Source organism: Clostridium sp. AF50-3 (genome assembly GCF_003477445.1).
GTDB lineage: Bacteria > Bacillota > Clostridia > Lachnospirales > Lachnospiraceae > Otoolea > Otoolea fessa.
The window spans coordinates 16,592-32,703 of the sequence record NZ_QUDH01000019.1; the positions used below are offsets into that span (position 1 = coordinate 16,592).

Consider the following 16,112-nt stretch of genomic DNA (forward strand, 5'->3'; position numbering starts at 1 on the left):
CCGGGATGGAGATTACAACGACAATTATTATTCCCAATTATAATGGGTTGAAATTTATGGACGAATGCATCCGTTCACTGAATGCACAGACGTATCCGAATTTCCGGACACTGGTGGTGGACAACGGTTCGACGGACGGAAGCGTGGAGTGGCTGAAGGAACATCAGATCGATACGATTTTCCTGCCGGAAAACACGGGATTTTCCGGTGCAGTCAACGTCGGAATCAAGGCGGCAGACACACCGTATGTGCTGCTTTTAAATAATGACGTTCGGGTGGACGAGTATTTCGTGGCGGAGATGGTGCGTGCGATCGGTCAGTCGGAGCGCATCTTTTCCGTCAGCAGCCGGATGATCCAGATGTACCATCCGGACAGGCTGGATGATGCAGGCGATATGTATTCCCTGCTTGGCTGGGCGTACCAGCGCGGCGTGGGACGGGATCTTACGCATTACCGCCGTTCAAGCCGGGTATTCTCAGCGTGCGCGGGCGCAGCGATCTACCGGAGAGAGGTATTTGAGGAGATAGGCTATTTCGATGAGATGCATTTTGCCTATCTGGAAGATATTGATGTGGGATATAGAGCCCGGATTGCGGGTTATGACAATATATACTGCCCGGCGGCGCTGGTATGGCACGTCGGAAGCGGAACCAGCGGTTCCAAGTACAATTCATTCAAGGTTAAGCTGGCGGCACGCAACAATGTGTATCTGAATTATAAAAATATGCCGTGCTTACAGCTTATCATAAATGCGATTCCGATCGCAGCGGGGATTTTCGTGAAATATTCATTTTTCAGGAAAAGCGGGTTTGGAAAAGATTATCTGGAAGGTCTGAAAGAAGGCATACGGACGGCAAAGAAGTGTAAAAAAGTGGCGTACCGCCCGGAACGGCTTAAAAATTATCTGGCGATAGAGCTGGAACTTTTAGCCGGGACATTTCTCTATGTCTATGAATTTGCTGTGAGACAGATCGAGAAAAAAGCAGCATCTGATAAATCGTGAGGAAAAGGTTAGAGTTGTTACTGGGCACGTATGAGTGGACAGTAACTTAGAGTTTGCGCGATGTGTGAACGGTCATGGTTTAGCAGATGCAACACGGAGAAAGGCTGCTTATCAGACAATGTCTGAGCGGCAGCAAGCAAGTGAAAGATGAGGTAGCTTATGAATTATGAGGATGATGAGCTGGAGCGCATGAGGCGCGCCGCGAGGGCAGAAGCAGCCGTGCCAGTCAGGCAGGGTATTCTTCGCGCGGCAGTTCTGCTTCCGGCACCAGCCGCAGAAGAGTCAGCAGTACAGTCGAAAATAGCCAGAGAAAAGGTGAGGCGGGCAGCAGTTCAGTACGTTCCGGCTACAGCGGTCCTAAGAGCGCTGGAAGTGGAAAAAAGAGTTCGGGACGCCGCGGCAGCCATTACCGTAAATCGGCGCGCCACAGAAAGCATATGATCATTGCGGCGGAGATTGTCGTGATTATATTGATGATTCTGGGCGGTGCGTTCTGGTATATGTATCACAGAACATTCGGTTCTATGCAGAAGATTGATTTCAACGAGGACCAGGTTAAGAACGTCAACCTGTCCCAGGAACAGATCGATGATATGAAGGGCTACATGACCGTGGCGTGCTTCGGTGTCGATTCGCGAAGTCAGCACGGGCAGATGAATGTCGGAAAAGGTACGAACGCGGATGTCAACATGATTGCCAATATCAATCTGGAGACGGGTGAGATCCGCCTTGTATCGGTATTCCGGGACAGTTATCTGAATATCAACGATAAAAACTCTTATAATAAGATCAACGCCGCTTACGCACAGGGCGGTCCGGAGCAGGCAGTTAAGGCGCTGAATAAGAACCTGGGTCTTAACATTACCCAGTATGCGACGTTCAACTGGAAAGCGGTTGCGGATGCCATCAACATTCTGGGCGGTGTAGATGTCGAGCTGAGCGATGCAGAGTTCTCCTGGATCAATGCCTTCATCACGGAGACCGTAAAGGAGACTGGTATCGGTTCTCATCAGCTGACCCATGCGGGCAATGTACATCTGGATGGTATCCAGGCAGTTGCATACGGACGTATCCGTTATTCAGATACGGACTATGCGCGTACCGAGCGTCAGAGAATTATTCTTCAGAAAGCCTTTGATAAGGCAAAAAATGCAGACTGGGCGACACTCAACTGTCTGATTCAGACGATCATGCCGCAGCTTGCAACCAATGTTGATATTACGGATTTGATTCCGCTGGCACGCAATATCGCGAAGTTCCATATCGGTGAGACCGCCGGATTCCCGGCAGCCAGAGGCGAGCAGGATGTTGGAAAGATCGGCGACTGCGTTATCCCGCAGACACTGGAGTACAACGTAAAAGAGCTTCATAAGTTCCTGTTTGATGAGGAAGATTATCAGGTTCCGTCCAATGTCAAGGAGTATAGCAACCATATCGCGCAGGTAACAGTCTTACGACGAATGCGAAGCTGATCGGTCATGTTCCGGTCGATCAGGGTGTCAGCGCCCAGACGTTTATCAAGAAACGGGCGAGCCGGATTGCCGCGCAGGCAGCGGCGAAGGATGCCGCTAAGAAGTCATCGACGAGTGCTTCGGACGAGTCGGATGACGAGAGCGGGGATGAGACCAAGAAGGGCGAGAGCGAGAGCTCGATCGGATTGGACGAGATCTTTGATCCGGATGAAGACTGGATTGACTGGGAGGAAGAAGAGTCGAAGAGCAACAGCAGTAAGGGACCAGGAACAACGACGACTCCCGGCAAGAAAAATCATACGGATAAGACAACCGAGGCGGATGATTCTTTATCCGGACCAGGCAGCACATCGGAGACGAAGTCTTCCATTGCAAAACCGGGATCTACAACCACAACGGCGGCAGAGACATCGGCATCCAGTGAAAAGACTTCTCCGGGTGCGTCGGATAATTCCGGTGTGAAAAGTCCGGTCACAGAGATTCAGGAACCGGGGGATTCCGGAAACAGCGATGCAGCAGGCCCCGGCGGTCCGGCAGGTCCGGGAGCTTAATCTGAATTCAGGTGATATACTATGATAAAAGATAACCAGAAACGGCTGAACCATTTCCACGTAGTGCTGGACGCATGTGTCATTGCATGCGCCTACGCACTTGCGTGGTTTATCGTCAATGGAACGTCGTGGTTTAATGTAACAGGGCATAATAAGAGCGCAATGGCAGTCGTCTATCTGGCGGCTGGCGTTCTTATTGTACCGTTTTATTTGATTTTATACGCATTTTTTCATCTTTACACGCCCAAACGGGTTCAGGGAAGACGGGTGGAGTTAGCCAATATTTTTAAGGCGAACATCATCGGTCTTTTGGTGATCTCACTGATGCTTTACCTGGGCGGTAAAAATGAGTATTTCCACAACTTCTCCCGTCCGATGGTATTTTTGTTTTTTGGCATCAATCTCTTTGCTGAGATTCTGATGCGGAATATCCTGCGGATAGCGCTTCGGTCGATGCGGTCGAAGGGATATAACCAGAAGCATCTGCTTCTGGTCGGTTACAGCCGGGCAGCGGAAGGATTTATTGACCGTGTGAATGTCAACCCGGAGTGGGGCTATAAAATTCGCGGTATTCTGGATGACCATGAGGAGTGGGGCAAAGAATATAAGGGAGTGCGCGTGATCGGCAAAATTGACGATCTGGATACGATTCTGGCGCTCAATACGCTGGATGAGATCGCGATCACCCTGAGCATCCAGGAGTATGGAAAACTGGAAAAAATCGTGGCAGGCTGTGAAAAATCGGGTGTGCATACGAAATTTATCCCGGATTATTATAACTTTATCCCGACCCGTCCGTTTATGGAGGATCTGCAGGGACTTCCGGTGATCCACATCCGCCATGTGCCGCTCACGAATCTGCTCAACGCAACGATGAAGCGGACGATGGATCTGGTCGGCGGCATGATGGCGCTCATCCTGTTTTCACCGGTGATGCTGGTGACGGCGATTCTTATAAAGACGACTTCGCCGGGACCGGTCATTTTCTGTCAGGAGCGGGTGGGACTTCACAATAAGCCGTTTAAGATGTATAAGTTCCGCTCGATGGCGGTACAGTCGGCGGCAAAGGAGAAAAGCCAGTGGACGACGCCGGGAGACCCGCGTGTGACTCCGATTGGAAGATTTATCCGGAAGACGAGCATTGACGAGCTTCCGCAGCTGTTTAATGTTCTGAAGGGCGATATGAGCCTGGTTGGACCGCGCCCGGAACGCCCGTTTTTCGTTGAAAAATTCAAGGAAGAGATTCCGCGTTATATGATCAAACACCAGGTGCGTCCGGGAATGACCGGATGGGCACAGGTCAATGGTTACCGGGGCGATACCTCGATCACGAAGCGGATTGAGCATGATCTGTATTACATCGAGAACTGGACGCTGGGATTTGATTTTAAAATCATGTTTTGACGGTTTTTAAGGGCTTTATAAATAAAAACGCGTATTGATGAGGAAAACCACATGGGATATGAAGAAGAAAGAGATAGGTCAGGACACCGCCGGAGCCGACGGGCAAAACCGTCGGAGATGGAAGACGATGGTCTGACACTGATCACGGATTCATTTACGGAACGCCGGGAGGACGGATCCCACCGGAGCGGAGATAGAAGCCGAAGTGGTCAGAAAGCGGCAAAGAGGGGACAGACGCAGCCTGGCAGCAGCCGGGAGAGCCGGAATCAGGAGAAAACCCGGACCATGAACCGGTCGGATATTTACGCCGACCCGGTTAAATTGAAAGCGCGCCGGAAAAAGAAGCGGAAGATATGGTTTATTCTTCTGGAGATTGCAGTGCTGATCGGGATTCTCTGCTTTGCGGGATATTCGTATATCAGCAGCCGTCTGGATCTGATGCAGCGGCTTCCGTGGAACCCGGATGAGATCAAAAACGTCGAGATTTCGGAGGAGAAGCAGGAGCAGATGAGCGGTTATTGGACGATCGCGGTTTTCGGCGTGGATAGCCGTAACTCATCGGTCGGAAAGGGCAACAACTCGGATGTCAATATTCTCTGCAACATCGATCAGGGAACCGGTGAGATACGTCTGGTTTCGGTGTACCGGGATTCATATTTAAATATCAGCGACAAGAATACCTACAACAAAATCAACGCCGCTTATATGCAGGGCGGACCGGAGCAGGTTGTCAAGGCGCTCAATAGGAACCTGGATATCGATATTGACGATTATGCGACCTTTAACTGGAAAGCCGTTGCAGATGCGATCAACATTCTGGGCGGCATTGACGTGGAGATCACGAAATCAGAGTTTTATTATATCAATGCGTTCATTTCTGAGACGGTCAACTGACCGGCGTCGCTTCGACCCAGCTTAAATCAGCGGGCATGAACCATCTGGACGGTGTGCAGGCGGTTGCATATGGGCGTCTCCGTCTGATGGATACGGACTATGCCCGTACCGAACGGCAGAGAAAGGTTATTTCCCTCGCGTTTGAGAAGATGAAAAAAGCAGATTGGGCGACGATCAACAATATTGTGCAGACGGTATTTCCACAGGTGGCGACCAGCATCGAGATCAATGATCTGTTGAAGATAGGACGAAATATTACGCGTTATCATCTGACCGAGACGACCGGTTTCCCGTCGGAGTTGAGGGAAAAGAAGATGGGACGCAAGGGTGCCTGCGTCATCCCGCAGACGCTGGAGAGCAATGTCATCGAGCTGCATCATTTCCTGTTTGGCGATGAGGAATACACGCCGACTGAGACGGTCCGGACGATCAGTCAGAAAATTGTATCAGATACAGGCGTTCATGGCACGAAACAGGCAGAAACGAAGGCATTGCCGAAGACGACCGAGGCGACGACAATTTCCATCCTGGATCCGACGCAGGAGAGCGGCGCGGACGAAAGCCAGGAAGCCGGGAGCGGCATCGACGAGTCGGAGAAAGAGAACGGTAATGCTTCGGAAACACAGGAGAATGACGTTTCTGAGCAGGAAAGCCGTCCGGACGGTACGCATGCATCAAAGGAAAATGTGCGGGAGAGCAGTGAGGCAGAGTCTGGCGGTTCTTCGCCGGCATTTCCGGGCGGAAATTCTGGCACCGGCGAGACGGAGAATGACAGAAAAAAACCTTCCGGCAGCGGTTCTCCGAATGGAAGCAGTGCACCGGGAAGTAAGACGGATGCGGGAATCATCATTGAGTGATGAGAGAGTGTGAAACGGAGGAAATGCTTTGAATTTAGATGGTTTGTACCGGATGCAGGGAATGTTATTTTCCCTGATGATTCTGGGTGCATTCTTAAAGAAGAAGGGAATTATCACGGATGAGGGAAAAAGGGTCATTGCGGATCTGGTCATCTTTGTGACGCTTCCCTGCAGTATCATCGAGTCATTTGAAGTAGAACTGAGCATGGATATCTTAAAGAGCAGCGCACAGGCGCTGCTCGTCTCGTGTATGGTTCAGGTGGCTTGTTATATCTTAAATATGGTACTGTACCCGGGTGTGGGAGAGGAAAAGAAGAAGGTCCTCAAATACGCGACGATGGCGTCCAATGCCGGGATTCTGGGAAATCCGGTGGCGGAGGGCATCTTCGGCTCGATGGGGCTTTTCTACGCCTCTTTTTACCTGATTCCGCAGAGAACTGCGATGTGGTCGCTGGGAATGACGTATTTTACGAAGGCGCCGGATCGGAAGACGCTGATTAAAAAGATATGCACGCATCCGTGTATTGTCTCCGTATTCATCGGCTTTGTGCTGATGCTTTTGCAGATGCAGATTCCGGGATTCCTGGGAGATACGGTACATAGCTTAAACAAGGCAAACACGGCAGTCTCCATGATTTTTGTCGGAACCGTTCTGGCGGAGGCAGATATGAAGACGATGATCACGCCACTCAGCTGCTACTATGCCGCCGTGCGCCTGATCCTGATCCCGGCGCTTGTGTGGATCGGCTGCCTCCTGTTCCATATTGACACGCTGGTGATGGGGATTTCTGTGGTGCTGGCAGCGATGCCGGCAGCAAGCACGACGGCGATTCTTGCCGCGAAATATGGCGGGGATGAAGTCTTTGCGACGAAGTGCGTGGTATTTACGACGCTGCTTTCGATGGTGTCGGCACCGGTTTGGTGTATGGTGCTGCAGCGGTAATCCCTTATGAGTTCGTATTTCTATAAAGGGGGTTTCGCTTGCATTGGATGAAAGGATATGTTATATTAGGGATAGAAAAAGGAAAAGCCAGAGGAGCGGCTTACCTGAATAAATTAAATAACTGTTTTATTAACAGCCGTCATTATTGCAGTAATGGCGGCTATTTTCGTTTTCCCTTGAAAATTGTATAACACAATCCAACAAGGGCGCAAATGAATATTCCAATCTGAATCAAATCAGAGTATGTAACATACATTGGCAATGCCCTCCTTTCTTTCGTCTGGAGGGTTAGATTTGTGCCTCGTTCCAGTCTTTGATAAACAAGCTTTGCTGAAATCTAGCAACCCTCCGATAACAGAGGGTAAGCCGCCTGGCTCTCTGGTTTTTCCATGTACGAAGTATATCATAATTTATCAGAACAGACAATGATAAAACGAAACAAATCCCCCTCAGATTGCTCTGAGAGAATTTGCAGATTCATGATTTATAATAGCAGTTCATATTGCTTGGTTATAGTCTTACAAACATTCTGTAATTTTACTTCTCATCCACAACCTGGAAAATGTAGAACTTCAGATAATAGGACGTCTCATCCCCCGCCCACAGAATCGGATGGTCGGCTGCCTGGGTGCGGTATTCGATCTGGCGCAGGCGGCGGTGGGCGCTGCGGGCTGCCTCCTGAATCGCCTTTGTGAAGAGTTCCGGCGTCATGAAATGGGAGCAGGAGCAGGTGGCGAAGTAGCCGCCGTCTTTTACCAGACGCAGACCGCGAATATTGATCTCGCGGTAGCCCTTGATGGCATTTTTGACCGAGCTGCGGGATTTTGTGAAGGCAGGCGGATCGAGGATCACGACGTCAAATTGCTCACCTTTTGCCTCTAATTCCGGAAGCAGGTCAAAGACATCCGCGCACTGAAAGGTGGTAGTGCCGGAAACACCGTTTAACTCTGCATTTTCACGCGCCTGTGCGACGGCAAGTTCGGACGCATCCACGCCGATGACCTCTTTGGCGCCGGAGACGGCTGCATTTAAGGCAAAGGAGCCGGTGTGGGTAAAACAGTCCAGAACGCGTTTGCCCGGGCAGAGACGCTGGATTGCCAGACGGTTGTATTTCTGGTCGAGGAAAAAGCCAGTTTTCTGCCCGTCCTTGACATCTACCAGATAGCGGACACCATTTTCAACGATCTCTACTTTTGTATCAAATGGTTCCCCGATAAAGCCTTTATAGCGCTCCATGCCCTCCTGTAAGCGGACCTTAGCGTCGCTGCGCTCGTAAATACCGCGGATATGAATGCCGTCTTCCTCAAGCACCTTGACGAGTTTTTCCAGAATCAGCGGTTTCAGACGGTCGATACCGAGCGCCAGGGATTCAACGACCAGCACATCGGAAAATTTGTCGATCACGATGCCCGGAAGGAAATCTGCTTCGCCGAAAATCAGGCGGCAGCTGCTGGTATCAACTGTCTGACGGCGGTATTCCCAGGCATTGCGGACGCGCATTTCGATAAAAGCATCGTCGATGACAGTATCCTTTTTGCGGGAAAGCATCCGCACGGTAAGCTTGGAGCGGGTGTTGATAAAACCACATCCGAGCGGATAACCGTCAAAATCTTCGACACGAAGGATATCGCCATTTTCAAATTCGCCCTCAATTCGTTCAATTTCATTATCATAGATCCACATACCGCCGGCTTTCAGGGAACGAGCCTCGCCTTTGCGGATATGGACAACTGCCTGTGTATTCATCATGGATGTAACAGTCCTTTCATATAAAATGTAAAATTCGTTTCTTTCATTAAGTATACAAGAGGAGAGAAGGACTGACAAGTGAAAACCGAGAGATGTTTTTGACTTCACAGATTTATGATTTTATTTTCACAATTACATCACAAATAACTGATAGACTATCTCATGTAAACAGAGAGAGGGCAGAAAGCCTGAGACAGAATATAAGAGTATGAACAATCCGCTGCGGGAAGGTTCGCAAAATGGACAGTACGCAGCTGTGATTCCTGAGAACAGGAGGTATGAATATATGTATGACGAGAATGAAAGAAATGAGAGACACGATCAGGATGTAGATTATACGGAGGGCGCTTATTCGGACAGCGCTTATGAGGAAAAGAATAACGATACTGCTAAAAAAGAAGAAACTTCCGATTATGGCGGTTATCATGATTCCCGTTACCGGGGCAGTCTCGATGGAGAACCGGAGGCAGCAGCCGGAGCAGATCCGAAAGAGAATGCAGAGAAGCAGCCGGAACGCAGCTATATTCCGGAAGAACGGAGTGGCCGGGGACATGGCTCTAAGAATACTGGTAAGAAAATTGCGGCACTTGTGATGTCGGGCATTCTGTTTGGCTGTGTGGCAGGCGGAACCATGGTTGGCGTGAATGCACTTTCAAACCGGCTTCTTCCGGGTGAGGCTACACAGGAAACGATCGGTCAGGTTTCCCAGGAGACACAGGCAGATGCGGGCACTAAAACGCAGGCCTCCATTGGCAACGATGTTTCTTCGATTGTAGAGAAAGCGATGCCGTCCGTTGTAGCGATCAACAACAAGATGATTTATACACAGGACAACTGGCTGTTTGGTCAGCAGCAGTACGAGGTGCCGAGCAGCGGTTCAGGAATCATTGCCGGACAGAATGACACGGAACTTCTGATTATTACCAATAACCATGTCGTTGAAGATTCCGAGGAACTTTCGGTTACCTTTATTGATAACCAGAGCGTTAAGGCAGCGGTCAAAGGTACTGATTCCGATTCGGATCTGGCAGTCATTGCCGTACAGCTTTCGGATATACCGGAAGAAACGAGAAAACAGATTAAGGCAGCCGATCTGGGCGATTCTGATTCCCTGAAGCTGGGACAGGGTGTTGTGGCAATCGGTAACGCACTGGGACAGGGGCAGTCGGTTACCGTCGGTTATGTCAGCGCTTTAAATAAAAAGCTAACCATCAACGACGTAGAGCGGACACTTCTGCAGGTCGATGCGGCGATCAACCCAGGCAACAGCGGCGGCGCACTTTTAAATATGAACGGTGAAGTTATCGGCATCAATGCGGCGAAGTATTCGGACACCAGTGTTGAGGGCATCGGCTATGCGATCCCGATTTCACAGGCAAAGGATATTATCAGCGACCTGATGACGAAGACGACGAAGGTAGCTGTCGATGAGAATGAGCAGGGATATCTGGGAATCCAGCTTCAGAATATCGACAGCCAGATGGCGCAGGCGTATGGCATGCCGGAAGGTATCTATGTATACAAGATTGTTGCGGGCGGCGCGGCATCCAAGTCGGATCTGCGGGAGCGTGATATTATCACCAAGTTTGACGGTGAAAAGGTAAAGAATGGTGATGATCTCAAGAAACTGCTGACTTACTATAAGGCAGGTTCCACCGTTACCATGACGGTACAGAGTCTGGAAAATGGCAAATATGTCGAGAGAAACGTACAGATTACACTGGGCTCCAAGAGCGATATGCCGCAGAGCCAGGATAGCCAGAACGAGAGTCGGAGTGAATCACAGGCAAGTCCGCAGAGAAAACTGGGAAGATAGAAAATATCCCATCAGCGAAGTGGGCTGGAATGGATATTTGCCCGTAACGGTGAAGATACGGAACTGTTGCGAAGCGGAAATGAATAAAATCAGGAAGATATAGAAAAGAAGGCAGGTGAACCGCCGGTAGATCCTCTTGTAATCAGAGAGGGCGGTGATTCATCTGTCTTTTTGTTTCATAGGAAATTTTTTATTTTAAAAACGAAATGACGGCTGCTGTTATGATTTACGTTTTTCACAAGCTATGATAAAATGAAAAGGTGCTTTTAGATTGGAGGAAATATAAAAATATGAGTGATAACCAGAATATAGATACGACAACCAATATAAACGAAACAGATACAAATAAAACCAGTACAGATCATTCGGATGATTACGAGAAAATCTGCTACGTCTGCCGCCGCCCGGAGAGCAAGGCGGGAGAGATGATCACGATGCCGGGCGGGATGAATTTCTGCCATGAGTGTATGCAGAAAGCATTTGACTCGATTTCCAAGTCGGGCATGGACTTTTCCAAGCTTCAAAATATGCCGTTTATGAACATGAATCTCAATGATTTTGCGGGCATGCAGGTGCCGAATACAGAGATTCCAGAGAAAAATAAGCTCAAGAAAAAGAGCAAGGCAAAAGACGCGGAGAAATTTCTGACGATGAAGGATGTTCCGGCACCGCACCAGATCAAGGCGAAGCTGGATGCGTATGTGATCGGGCAGGAGCGGGCGAAACGGGCAGTTTCAGTGGCAGTCTACAACCATTATAAGCGCGTGATTCTCCGGCAGCAGGACGAGCTTCGGGCAAATGAAAATACGGAAGAAAAGGCGGAAAACGCGGCGGCACAGGGAATGCAGATGCAGGGCGGCGAGCCGGAGATTGAGAAATCCAACATCCTGATGCTGGGACCGACCGGAAGCGGAAAAACGTACCTGGTCAAGACGCTGGCGAAGCTTTTGGATGTGCCGCTGGCGATCGCGGATGCGACGGCGCTCACGGAAGCTGGATATATCGGAGATGATATAGAAAGCGTAGTCTCCAAGCTTCTGGCAGCGGCTGGAAATGATGTGGAGAAAGCTGAGCAAGGCATCATTTTCATCGATGAGATCGATAAAATTGCGAAAAAGAAAAATACGATGAGCCGCGATGTCAGCGGTGAGTCGGTACAGCAGGAGCTTTTAAAACTTCTGGAAGGCAGCCAGGTAGAGGTGCCGGTCGGCTCAAACCAGAAGAATGCGCTCACGCCGATGGCGACTGTGGATACGAACAACATCCTGTTTATCTGTGGCGGCGCGTTTCCGGGATTGGATGATATCATCAAGGAGCGCCTGAAAAAGCGTTCCACGATGGGCTTCAACTCCCATTTGAAGGATGAATTTGACAATGATCCGGATATTTTGAGCCAGGTGACAACGGAAGATCTGCGGAATTTTGGCATGATTCCGGAGTTTCTCGGACGTCTGCCGGTGCTTGTGAGCCTGCAGGGGCTGACAAAGGAATTGCTGATGCGGATTCTGAAAGAACCGAAAAATGCGATCCTCAAGCAGTATGAGCGCCTGCTGGCGCTGGATGAGGTCAAACTGGTGTTTGAGGACGATGCACTGGAGTGGATCGCCGAGCGGGCGCTGGAAAAAGATACGGGTGCCCGTGCGCTGCGTGCAATTTTAGAGGATTTTATGATGGATATCATGTATGAGATCCCGAAAGATCCGAATATCGGATCCGTTGTGATCACGCGCCCGTATCTGGAGAAGAAGGGCGGTCCGCGGATAGAGATGCGGGGGTAATAGCTTTTCAGGAGCATGATCGGTGAACGGTGTCATGGATGTGGTGAAAGTTATCGATGTAAGGATCTGGAAAAGCAATTTGTGTGTGAAGAGAAAACAGCAGAAGTTAATTAACTTCTCATGGATAAAAAAGAGTTATATAGGTTTAACGTCCCATACCCCCACTCCCGGCTGGGATATTCGATGGAATTTCGGCGGTCAGCCCCGCGGATCAGAAACGCTTGGCAATCGAGGTGTTGATCCGCGGGGCTGATGGCGTATAGGCAGACCAGGAGAGCAGGATCGCGGCGGCTCCGGCGGTCATGGCGGCGGCAAATGAGGTTCCGGTTACCTCCTGATAATCGGGAAGCGGGAGCCGGACGCCGGGGGCGGCAAGGTCGGGCTTGATAGCTCCGGTGCGGGTAAATCCGCGGCTGGAATGCAGATAGATCCCGCCCGTCTGGTGGCTGTAGGCGGCGGTGGTGATGATGGCTGCTGTATTGCCCGGATCGGTGATGGTTGTGTCCGGATCCGGGCGCAGAAAGAAGGTTTCATCCGAGATAAAGCCGTGCACCGGCAGCCACATATGATATTCACCCTGAATCGAGAGCGTGTGGTAGACGCGGATTTTCCAGATTCCGGCGGCGGGGGCATCAAAGCGCATCAGGATCAGTTCGCTTCCGGTCGCCAGCTCGGAGCTGGTATAGTTGAGGTGAATGGTCGTTCCTTCCAGAAGAAAGGGAATCCGGCGTTCTTCGTCGCCGGAGAGCCGGATGCGTCCCGTTTCGTCGCCGGAGGGGGATAAAAATCCGACACTGTAAAGCTCCGATTCACGCGCCCACAGTTCCAGCGTAAATCCCCGTTCGCCGGGACCGACCCGCAGTTCCACATCCTCATAGGAGGTGGAAGCAGGAAATACACTGCGAAAATGGTGCCCGCGCCCGGTTTCATTGCCTCCGGCGGCGACCAGAATCTGCCCGCTGGCGCGCGACAGGCTGTTCAGATATAGACCAAGCGGCGAAGTGCCGCTGTGGCTTCCGGTATTGGTGCCAAGACCCAGCAGGATCACAAGGGGCTTTTTCTCCTGCCTGGCAATATAAAGAAGAAACTTGATTCCGAGCATGATGTCGTCCTCCTGAAAGGCGATGGCATCCTCGCGGATCAGAAAAAAATCGCGAAGATAGGTTCTGGCTGGTTTCAAGCGTACAACGACCAGTTCCGATTCCGGCGCCGCCCCGGAGAAAAAAGCATCGGCATCTTCGGAACCGGCGGCGACCAGCGCCATCTGCGTGCCGTGGCGGAGAGGATCCGAGGTGGGGACGATGGAATGCGGATCTTCCGAGCGCAGCGCCTCGTTGATGTGGGAACGCTGGTAGACACTTCCGTAGTGCAGCGCATCGATCGGATCCGGCGTGCTAAGCCCCGTGCCCGGAACCGTCTGATCCCAGATGGCGGCGATGCGCGTGCTTCCATCCGGATCGCGTAACAAGGGATTTGTATAATCGATCCCCGTATCCACAATCCCAATCAGCGTCCCGCGCCCCTTGTTTCCCAGGAAGGGCTGTTCTGCCGTTCGGGAAATTCCTGCGCTGTCCAGGCTGGATGTATCTAATATGGTATAAAGATTCGGGATCGAGTCATAGCCATACTGCTGGACTGAGAGCGGCAGCGCCTCCGCCAGAGACCGGTGCCAGATCACATACTCATGATTGACAAAATCATAGCAGCCGGAATCATTTTCCAAAATCTGGTTATAGGTAAAAGGAAAAAAACGTTCGATAAAATCGGCGGTTTGGTTGTCTGGAAGAGAAGAGCAATTCATAGCGTTTTCCATAGAGATTTTTTAGAATTTAAGATAAGATATGCGGTAAAATACGAAAGCTTCCCTATACTCTGTCGGAAAAACTTGTTATAATAAATATAAGTTAGATAATGACATTTATATGAGGAGGTGCCCTTATGAAAAAATACCTGTATATGATAGCTGCCCTGTTCGGCATCGATTATTTCTGCAAGGAAAACATAGAAGCCCAGAAACCGGAAGATTTTCCGCGCGACATGGAAAAAAGCCATGGAAAGATCCGCCTGTACCGCAATCACAACGACGGTTTCTGTTTTGGAGTAAAAAAAGAAAAGAAAGAACTGGTCCGCATGGTGCCGGTTGTCTTTACCTCGGCGGCAGCGGGCATTCTGACATGGTTATTGTGCCGGGACGAAGGCAGAAAAGCCGATCGGATCGGTTTTGCCCTCATCACGGCGGGTGGTTTAAGTAACCTGTATGACCGCCTCAAACGCGGTTATGTGGTAGATTATTTCAGCATCCGGTGTAAATACCTGGAAAAGGTCGTCTTTAATCTGGGAGACTTTTTTATCTTCGCAGGAAGCGCCCTGATCGCAGCCTCCGATCTGCTGGGAGCCGTCCGTGATCTTAGTTCTCCGGCAGAGGCTCACATAAAAGCGCTCCGACTGCCGTGGCGAAAGACGGATGAGGCGGAATGATATAGTCGATTCCAAAGACATCGTGCATCTGATTGAAAATGTCAAAGGTCTTTGCAGCAGGTGCAAGGCTGGCGAGAGAACCGGTCAGGACGACATTCCGGGTGGTGTCCTGGCTGAGAGCCAGGGACGCCATCACACCCACATTTTCATAAATCATATTGAAAAGAGCGGCAGCCAGGTCAGCATCCGAGGCGCCGCTTTTGATTCGCCCAAAATTGGCAGCGGTTAAGTCGGCGGCAAGTCCCGGGACATCTTCCTCCTGCACGTCGGCGATGCGGAGATCTGCCATGGCCTTATTGCCGCGCAGCGCCATCTCTGAGAGGGCAAAAATGTCGGTGACGCCGAGAAAACGCTCCGCCATGCCGGCAAGTGTCCCACCGCCGACGCCGCTTCCGCCCAGATGACGGAAGCCGTTTGTCCTGGAAGCGCGGATAAAGGCAGAGCCGGTTCCAAGGCTGACCACCAGCGCTTCGTCAAGCCCGGACAGGTATAGGCCGCCGTGTCCGATGGCATCCAGCTCCAGGGCATGGATGGTCGGGATGCCGAAGATATTTTCATGGAAATACGTCGAACCGAGCCCGGTCAGGACGATTTTTTCAACATCGTCAAACGAAGCGCCCTGCTGATCCAGGAAACGCCCGAGAACACCGTAAGCCGAGGTGCGCGGGTCATCCGCGTGAACCTGAAGCGTACCAAGCAGAGTGCCATGCTCATCCAGCGCCGCCGCCTTGGTGCTGAAACTGCCGATGTCGATTCCGAGGGATAAATTCATTTGCTTATCTCCTTTATGATATAAAAATAGGATATGGCTGCCAGGGCAGTCGTTCCGTATCTTTTATGACTGTAAGAATTGGATTGTTTTTATAAACATTATAGGGTAAAGTAAAATAAAGTGCAATGGAAGAATGTGGTCCGAATGTTCTTAAAATGATATTTCAAATGGATAACATAAAGATTTATATGTCACGCCCAAGCTTTGTTGAGATTCCGGCAGAGACTGAAATATGCTTTAATGATAAGGAAATAGTGACCGAAAATACGGGATATCAGGCATGGTGGAGCAGAGAGTATGAGGTCCATGTTTAATAAGGAGTTCTTTAAGTGTTCCCAGTTTACGCACATTAACAGATGTACTTTTTCCCTCGTTATTAATATAGCTTTTTGCA

At 50.4% G+C, this 16,112-nt stretch carries 13 protein-coding genes and 1 pseudogene; 11 read left to right on the top strand and 3 right to left on the bottom strand.

What is annotated here, in order from left to right; translation table 11 throughout:
* Positions 1–5: 5 nt before the first annotated feature.
* The 8 genes and pseudogenes from DW085_RS16085 (at position 6) to DW085_RS16115 (ending at position 7,125) form a co-directional block, all read left to right on the top strand.
* The gene (locus DW085_RS16085; protein ID WP_118493662.1) at positions 6–1,004 is read left to right on the top strand and encodes a glycosyltransferase family 2 protein; all 999 of its coding nucleotides are present in this window, start codon (positions 6–8) and stop codon (positions 1,002–1,004) included.
* 159 nt (positions 1,005–1,163) lie between these two features.
* Positions 1,164–1,445, top strand: a complete 282-nt coding sequence (locus DW085_RS16090) for a hypothetical protein (RefSeq protein ID WP_118493665.1) — start codon at positions 1,164–1,166, stop codon at positions 1,443–1,445.
* Positions 1,446–1,465: 20 nt separating this feature from the next.
* Positions 1,466–2,476 carry an LCP family protein gene (locus tag DW085_RS16095; RefSeq protein WP_243034069.1) on the top strand — a complete coding sequence of 337 codons (1,011 nt, stop codon included), beginning with the start codon at positions 1,466–1,468 and terminating at the stop codon, positions 2,474–2,476.
* Positions 2,477–2,661: 185 nt separating this feature from the next.
* Positions 2,662–3,027, top strand: coding sequence for a hypothetical protein (locus DW085_RS16100; RefSeq protein ID WP_118493670.1), 366 nt, complete (start codon positions 2,662–2,664; stop codon positions 3,025–3,027).
* A 21-nt stretch (positions 3,028–3,048) separates the two neighbouring features.
* Positions 3,049–4,469: pseudogene (locus tag DW085_RS16105) on the top strand (undecaprenyl-phosphate glucose phosphotransferase).
* Between the two features lie 13 nt (positions 4,470–4,482).
* Positions 4,483–5,325: an LCP family protein gene (locus DW085_RS20255; protein WP_284525762.1), complete on the top strand. Its 843-nt coding sequence runs from the start codon at positions 4,483–4,485 to the stop codon at positions 5,323–5,325.
* Positions 5,326–5,360: 35 nt separating this feature from the next.
* Positions 5,361–6,182, top strand: coding sequence for a hypothetical protein (locus DW085_RS16110; protein ID WP_284525763.1), 822 nt, complete (start codon positions 5,361–5,363; stop codon positions 6,180–6,182).
* A 28-nt stretch (positions 6,183–6,210) separates the two neighbouring features.
* Positions 6,211–7,125: an AEC family transporter gene (locus tag DW085_RS16115; protein WP_182429162.1), complete on the top strand. Its 915-nt coding sequence runs from the start codon at positions 6,211–6,213 to the stop codon at positions 7,123–7,125.
* A 537-nt stretch (positions 7,126–7,662) separates the two neighbouring features.
* Here the strand turns inward: DW085_RS16115 and DW085_RS16120 are convergent.
* On the bottom strand, positions 7,663–8,871 hold the full coding sequence (locus tag DW085_RS16120) for a class I SAM-dependent rRNA methyltransferase (protein WP_118469426.1): 1,209 nt from the start codon (positions 8,869–8,871) through the stop codon (positions 7,663–7,665).
* 289 nt (positions 8,872–9,160) lie between these two features.
* Between DW085_RS16120 and DW085_RS16125 the strand changes: the two genes are divergently transcribed.
* Both DW085_RS16125 and clpX read left to right on the top strand, forming a co-directional pair.
* The gene (locus tag DW085_RS16125; RefSeq protein ID WP_118493673.1) at positions 9,161–10,690 is read left to right on the top strand and encodes a trypsin-like peptidase domain-containing protein; all 1,530 of its coding nucleotides are present in this window, start codon (positions 9,161–9,163) and stop codon (positions 10,688–10,690) included.
* A 290-nt stretch (positions 10,691–10,980) separates the two neighbouring features.
* On the top strand, positions 10,981–12,468 hold the full coding sequence (gene clpX, locus DW085_RS16130; RefSeq protein WP_118493676.1) for an ATP-dependent Clp protease ATP-binding subunit ClpX: 1,488 nt from the start codon (positions 10,981–10,983) through the stop codon (positions 12,466–12,468).
* A 211-nt stretch (positions 12,469–12,679) separates the two neighbouring features.
* Here the strand turns inward: clpX and DW085_RS16135 are convergent, their stop codons facing one another.
* A complete protein-coding gene (locus DW085_RS16135; RefSeq protein ID WP_243034070.1) occupies positions 12,680–14,269 on the bottom strand; it encodes a S8 family peptidase in 1,590 nt (529 codons plus the stop codon).
* Positions 14,270–14,406: 137 nt separating this feature from the next.
* Between DW085_RS16135 and DW085_RS16140 the strand changes: the two genes are divergently transcribed.
* Positions 14,407–14,946 carry a signal peptidase II gene (locus tag DW085_RS16140; protein ID WP_107001463.1) on the top strand — a complete coding sequence of 180 codons (540 nt, stop codon included), beginning with the start codon at positions 14,407–14,409 and terminating at the stop codon, positions 14,944–14,946.
* Here DW085_RS16140 and DW085_RS16145 read toward each other — a convergent pair.
* Complete coding sequence (locus tag DW085_RS16145) at positions 14,876–15,718, bottom strand: BadF/BadG/BcrA/BcrD ATPase family protein (RefSeq protein WP_118493679.1); 843 nt, start codon at positions 15,716–15,718, stop codon at positions 14,876–14,878. The two genes, DW085_RS16140 and DW085_RS16145, sit on opposite strands and share 71 nt — an antisense overlap.
* Between the last annotated feature and the right edge of the window lie 394 nt (positions 15,719–16,112).